This window comes from Pseudomonas sp. PA-7-1E, assembly GCF_021605325.1.
In the GTDB taxonomy this organism is placed as follows: domain Bacteria; phylum Pseudomonadota; class Gammaproteobacteria; order Pseudomonadales; family Pseudomonadaceae; genus Aquipseudomonas; species Aquipseudomonas fluorescens_BV.
The window spans coordinates 40,319-46,318 of record NZ_WKFA01000046.1 but is presented as its reverse complement, the minus strand read 5'-3'; the positions used below and the strand labels follow the sequence as shown (position 1 = coordinate 46,318).

5 protein-coding genes and 1 tRNA gene are annotated in these 6,000 nt (G+C 59.6%); 3 read left to right on the top strand and 3 right to left on the bottom strand.

The window, feature by feature from the left end:
• Positions 1 to 81 precede the first annotated feature (81 nt).
• Both GIW79_RS22660 and GIW79_RS22655 read left to right on the top strand, forming a co-directional pair.
• Complete coding sequence (locus GIW79_RS22660; RefSeq protein ID WP_127881412.1) at positions 82 to 1,230, top strand: TDT family transporter; 1,149 nt, start codon at positions 82 to 84, stop codon at positions 1,228 to 1,230.
• Between the two features lie 59 nt (positions 1,231 to 1,289).
• The gene (locus GIW79_RS22655; protein ID WP_054921686.1) at positions 1,290 to 3,164 is read left to right on the top strand and encodes an MFS transporter; all 1,875 of its coding nucleotides are present in this window, start codon (positions 1,290 to 1,292) and stop codon (positions 3,162 to 3,164) included.
• 108 nt (positions 3,165 to 3,272) lie between these two features.
• Here GIW79_RS22655 and sugE read toward each other — a convergent pair whose 3' ends face one another.
• The 3 genes from sugE to rdgC all read right to left on the bottom strand — a co-directional run bounded on the left by sugE (position 3,273) and on the right by rdgC (position 5,746).
• A complete protein-coding gene (gene sugE / locus GIW79_RS22650; protein WP_054897869.1) occupies positions 3,273 to 3,587 on the bottom strand; it encodes a quaternary ammonium compound efflux SMR transporter SugE in 315 nt (104 codons plus the stop codon).
• A gap of 112 nt (positions 3,588 to 3,699) precedes the next feature.
• The gene (locus GIW79_RS22645; protein ID WP_096142930.1) at positions 3,700 to 4,659 is read right to left on the bottom strand and encodes a bile acid:sodium symporter family protein; all 960 of its coding nucleotides are present in this window, start codon (positions 4,657 to 4,659) and stop codon (positions 3,700 to 3,702) included.
• Between the two features lie 166 nt (positions 4,660 to 4,825).
• Positions 4,826 to 5,746 carry a recombination-associated protein RdgC gene (gene rdgC / locus GIW79_RS22640; RefSeq protein ID WP_005786703.1) on the bottom strand — a complete coding sequence of 307 codons (921 nt, stop codon included), beginning with the start codon at positions 5,744 to 5,746 and terminating at the stop codon, positions 4,826 to 4,828.
• 159 nt (positions 5,747 to 5,905) lie between these two features.
• Between rdgC and GIW79_RS22635 the strand changes: the two genes are divergently transcribed.
• Positions 5,906 to 5,981, top strand: a tRNA-Val gene (locus GIW79_RS22635).
• Positions 5,982 to 6,000: the final 19 nt, after the last annotated feature.

Here is a 6,000-nt window from a genome sequence, read left to right as displayed (position 1 = left end):
GTTAGAGATATTACCCGTTATATAGATATTCGATCAGGTTCTATCATGGCCCCAACCTCAAATGAGGAAGAGGATTAACCCATGACCTGCTCGACCACTCACCGCTACAAACCCTTCAGTCACCTGGCCCGTCCCCGGGAAGTGATTCGCCAGTTCACCCCGAACTGGTTTGCCGCGACCATGGGCACCGGTGTGCTGGCCCTGGCCTTGGCCCAGCTGCCAGTCAACCTGCCCGGCTTGCATGCCGTCGCCGAGGGCCTGTGGCTGTTCACCATCGGCTTGTTTGTGCTGTTCAGCGTGCTCTACGCCGCCCGCTGGGTGATGTTTTTCCACGAGGCGCGACGCATCTTCGGGCACTCAACGGTCTCGATGTTCTTCGGCACCATCCCCATGGGGCTGGCGACCATTCTCAACGGCTTGCTGCTGTTCGGCCTGCCGCGCTGGGGCGGTGATGTGATCCCGTTGGCCGAGGCATTGTGGTGGCTGGACGTGGCCATGTCCCTGGCCTGCGGCGTGCTGATCCCGTTCATGATGTTCACGCGCCAGGAGCACAGCATCGACCAGATGACCGCCGTCTGGCTGTTGCCCGTGGTGGCGGCCGAAGTGGCGGCGGCCAGCGGCGGCTTGCTCGCGCCGCACTTGGCCGATGCCCATTCGCAACTGGTGATGTTGGTGACCAGCTACGTGCTGTGGGCGTTTTCCCTGCCGGTAGCGTTCAGCATCCTGACCATCCTGATGCTGCGCATGGCCTTGCATAAGTTGCCTCACGCCAATATGGCCGCGTCGAGCTGGTTGGCCCTGGGCCCGATTGGTACCGGTGCCCTGGGCATGTTGCTGCTCGGTACGGATGCCCCCGCGATCTTTGCCGCCAATGGCCTGGCCAGTGTCGGTGAAATGGCCCACGGCCTGGGCCTGATTGCGGGCATCACCCTGTGGGGCTTCGGCTTGTGGTGGATGTTGATTGCGGTGTTGATCACCCTGCGTTACCTGCGCGCCGGTATCCCGTTCAACCTGGGCTGGTGGGGCTTCACCTTCCCATTGGGGGTTTACGCCTTGGCCACGCTTAAATTGGCGAGCCTGTTACAGCTGGCGTTTTTCAGTGTGTTTGGCAGTGTGCTGGTGGTTGCGCTGGCGCTGATGTGGCTGATCGTGGCCAAGCGCACCGTGCAGGGTGCTTATAAAGGCGAGCTTTTTGTTTCGCCTTGTATTGCCGGGCTAGCGAATAAGTAAGCAGGATTAGGTAAAGTCGTGGCCTGATAAATAAAGGCCACGCAGGAACACGGACGACGATCAGCCATCCTTCCCAATTCACCTTGCTGCGCACGCGGCGCTTCTTGCCGTTTTTCATCACCCAGTTGCTGGGCGCGTTCAACGACAACATCTTCAAGCAGTCGCTGATCCTGGCCATCCTTTACAAGCTCACCATCGAGGGTGACCGCTCCATCTGGGTCAACCTGTGTGCTTTGTTGTTTATCCTGCCGTTCTTCCTGTTCTCGGCGTTGGCCGGGCAGTTTGGCGAGAAATTCAACAAGGACGCGTTGATCCGTGCGATCAAGATCGGCGAGATCGTGATCATGGCGGTGGGTGCGACGGGTTTTCTGACCAATCATCTTGAACTGATGCTGCTGGCGCTGTTTGCCATGGGCACTCACTCGGCGCTGTTCGGCCCGGTGAAGTACTCGATCATGCCCCAGGCATTGCACGACGATGAGTTGGTCGGCGGTAACGGCCTGGTGGAGATGGGCACGTTCCTGGCAATTTTGGCCGGCACCATCGGTGCCGGGATCATGATGTCTTCCACCCATTACGCGCCGGTGGTGGCGGTGGCGATTGTGGCCGTGGCGGTGCTGGGCTACCTGGCCAGCCGCAGCATCCCGCGCGCAGCGGCTTCGACACCGCAGCTGCGCCTGGACTGGAATATCTTCACTCAGTCCTGGGCGACTTTACGCATGGGCCTGGGGCAGACGCCGGCGGTATCGCGCTCGATTGTCGGCAACTCATGGTTCTGGTTTGTCGGCGCGATTTACCTCACGCAAATACCTGCCTATGCCAAGGAATGGTTGTACGGCGACGAAACCGTGGTGACCTTGATCCTCACGGTGTTCTCGGTGGGCATCGCCTTGGGCTCGATGCTGTGCGAAAAACTCTCCGGGCGTAAGGTGGAAATCGGCCTGGTGCCGTTTGGTTCGTTTGGCCTGACCGTGTTCGGCCTGCTGCTGTGGTGGCACTCCGGCGGCTTCCCGCAGAACGTGCAAGCCAACGATTGGCTCGCGGTGCTCAGCTACGGCCAGGCGTGGTGGGTGCTGTTCGATATCCTCGGCCTGGGGGTGTTCGGCGGCTTTTACATCGTGCCGCTGTATGCGCTGATCCAGTCGCGTACCGCCGAGAACGAACGGGCACGGGTGATCGCGGCGAACAACATTCTCAATGCACTGTTCATGGTGGTCTCGGCCATCGTGTCCATTCTGCTGTTGAGCGTGGCCAAGCTGTCGATCCCCGAGTTGTTCCTGGTGGTGTCGCTGCTCAACATCGCGGTTAACACTTACATCTTTAAAATCGTCCCCGAGTTCACCATGCGCTTCATGATCTGGCTGCTCAGCCATTCCATGTACCGCGTGGAGCATCGCAACCTGCAAGCCATCCCGGATGAAGGCGCGGCGTTGCTGGTGTGCAACCATGTGTCGTTTGTCGATGCGCTGTTGATTGGTGGCGCAGTACGTCGGCCGATTCGCTTTGTCATGTACTACAAGATCTACCGCTTGCCGGTGCTCAATTTTATCTTCCGCACCGCAGGGGCTATTCCGATTGCCGGGCGCCATGAAGACATTCAGATCTACGAACAGGCGTTCGCGCGCATTGCCCAGTACCTCAAGGATGGCGAGTTGGTGTGCATCTTCCCGGAAGGCAAGCTGACAGCCGATGGCGAGATGAATGAGTTTCGCGGTGGGGTGACGCGCATCCTGGAGGAGACGCCGGTGCCGGTGATCCCGATGGCATTGCAGGGGTTGTGGGGGAGTTTCTTCAGCCGTGATCCGAACAAGGGTTTGTTTCATCGGATCTGGTCGCGGGTGGTGTTGGTGGCGGGCGAGCCGGTGGCTGTGGAAGCGGCAACGCCTGAGCAGTTGCACGCTGTGGTGGGCGGTTTGCGGGGGAGTGCCAGGTAGTTTGTCGTTGTTTGTCAGGGCATCATCGCAGGCAAGCCAGCTCCCACATTTGACTGTATTCACAATTCAAAAGGTGGGAGCTGGCTTGCCTGCGATAGCGGTAGTGGCTTAAGTGGAAATCTTTAGCCCAATCAGCCCACAAATAATCAACGCCACACTCGCCAACCGAAACAACGCCATGGATTCTCCAAACAGGATAATCCCGGCAATCACGGTGCCCACGGCCCCCACGCCGGTCCAGATGGCATAGGCGGTGCCCAGCGGCAATTCCTTCATGGCCAGCCCCAACAACCCAAGGCTGACGGCCATCGCGGCAATCGTCAGGACGGTGGGCAGCGGCTTGCTGAACCCGTCGGTGTACTTCAGGCCGACGGCCCAGCCCACTTCAAACAACCCGGCAAAAAACAGAATGATCCAGGACATGATGACCTCGCTTCTATCAAAGTGGGGTCGTCCCCGGGTGAGCGCTTGATAGCGTCGCGAGGTCGTCCCCGCGAAGTTCGGTAGAGTGCCGAAATTGGACCGGGCGATCAAGTTACGGCGTGGTTTCCAGGGCGCGGCGGTCTTCCTTTTCGCTCATGCGGCGGAAATAGGTCGACAGCAATGCGCCGGAAATATTGTGCCAGACGCTGAACAACGCACTGGGCACCGCCGCCAGTGGCGAAAAGTGCGCACTGGCCAGCGCGGCACCCAGCCCGGAGTTCTGCATGCCCACTTCCAGGGCCAGCGACTTGCGTTGCGCCAAGGGCAACTTGAACAGGCGCCCGGTGAAGTAGCCCAGCAGGTAACCGAAGCTGTTGTGCAGCATCACCACGGCCATGATCAGCAGGCCCGACTCGGCAATCTTGCCTTGGCTTGCGGCAACCACGGCCGCGACGATGATCACAATGCTGACCACCGACACCAGTGGCAGCACATCCACCGCATGCCTTACCCGATCACCGAGCAAACGCTGCGCGACCACGCCCAGTACGATGGGTAGCAGCACCACTTGCAGGATCGACCAGAACAGTTCCATGAACGACACTGGCAGCCAGGCCGAGGCCAGCAGCCAGATCAACGCCGGTGTGAGCAGCGGGGCGAGGAGGGTGGTGACCGCGGCAATCGCCACCGATAACGCCAGGTCACCCCGGGCCAGCCAGGTCATGACGTTGGACGACGTGCCACTTGGGCAACAGCCGACCAGGATCACGCCAACGGCAATTTCCGCAGGCAAATGGAACGCCTGGCACAGCAACCATGCCACGCCCGGCATGATCACGAAATGCGCGACCACGCCCAAGGCCACGCGCCACGGGTGGCGAGCGACTTCGGCGAAGTCTTCGAGTTTCAAGGTCAGCCCCATGCCGAACATCACCAGGCCCAGCAGCGGGACGATGGCGCTTTTCAGGCCGATGAACCAGCTGGGTTCGAGGAAGGCGAGCACGGCAAATATCAGCACCCAGTAAGCGAAGGTATTGCCGACGAAGCGGCTCAAGGCGGCGAGTGCGCGCATGGGGATGTCCTTTTTTATTCGATTTCCGAGTTGTCGATGCAATCAAATGTGGGAGCTGGCTTGCCTGCGATAGCGGTGTATCAGTCGGCACTCCTCTGGCTGACACTCCGCTATCGCAGGCAAGCCAGCTCCCACACTGACTGTGCCCGCATTGGATCGGTGTTGCTTAGATGCCCTGTGGTGTCTCTTCGCCGCCCAGTGCCTCGACCAACGCCGGCAGGAAATCGCCGAAGGTCAGCATCATCAAGGTAAAGCTGGCATCCAGTTGGCCCAGAGCTTCATCGCCGCCGTCCTGTTCCGCCTGGTCTTGCAGCAGGTCTTCGAACTTCAGGCGCTTGACTGTCATTTTGTCGTCGAGCATGAAGGACAGCTTGTCCTGCCACGCCAGGGACAGTTGGGTTACGACCTTGCCGGTGGTCAGGTGCAGCTGGATCTCTTCGCCGGTCAGGTCCTGGCGTTTGCAGCGCACGATGCCGCCGTCTTCGTGGGTGTCGCGCAGTTCGCATTCGTCGAGGACGAAGAAGTCATCAGCCGGTTTCTGGGTGGTGACCCAGTCAGTCATGATTGCAGTTGGTGCGGTTTTTACCGTCAGAGGGCGGACGGGCAGGGTGCCGATCACTTCACGCAGGGTCGACAGCAGGTCTTCGGCACGCTTGGGGCTGGCCGAGTTGACCAGGATCAGGCCCTGTTTCGGCGCGATTGCAGCGAAGGTCGACGAGCGACGGATAAAGGCACGCGGCAGGAAGGCCTGGATGATTTCATCCTTGATCTGGTCGCGCTCCTTCTTATAGACCTTGCGCATTTGCTCGGCTTCGATCTCTTCGACTTTCTCTTTAAGTGCATCACGCACCACGCTACCCGGCAGGATGCGTTCTTCCTTGCGAGCGGCGATCAGCAGGAAATCGCCGCTGACGTGAACCAGGGGAGCGTCTTCACCTTTACCAAAAGGCGCGACGAAACCGTAAGTGGTCAACTCCTGGCTTGCACAAGGGCGCGCCAGCTTGGTGGCCATGGCCGCTTCCAACGCCTCGGCATCAACAGGCAGATCTTGGGTCAGGCGATAGATAAGCAGGTTCTTGAACCACATGGGGTGAGTCTCTCCTCTATACAAAGGGGGGCATTATTCTCTTGATCACGCCGCAGGCCAACCCTGCCTAAGCCATTGGAAGGGCTGAAAAAAAAGATTTAAGAAAGTGCTTGCCAGACTTAGGGTCGCTCCGTAGAATGCGCGCCACACCGAAACGAAGGGTGATTAGCTCAGCTGGGAGAGCATCTGCCTTACAAGCAGAGGGTCGGCGGTTCGATCCCGTCATCACCCACCATTCGCTTCAAGTGTTACGC

Coding starts and splice junctions, on each gene's coding strand:
- GIW79_RS22645 (WP_096142930.1), bottom strand. CDS start 4,659: ATGCGCGCACTCGCCGCCTTGAGCCGCTTCGTCGGCAATACCTTCGCT.
- GIW79_RS22660 (WP_127881412.1), top strand. CDS start 82: ATGACCTGCTCGACCACTCACCGCTACAAACCCTTCAGTCACCTGGCC.
- rdgC (WP_005786703.1), bottom strand. CDS start 5,746: ATGTGGTTCAAGAACCTGCTTATCTATCGCCTGACCCAAGATCTGCCT.
- sugE (WP_054897869.1), bottom strand. CDS start 3,587: ATGTCCTGGATCATTCTGTTTTTTGCCGGGTTGTTTGAAGTGGGCTGG.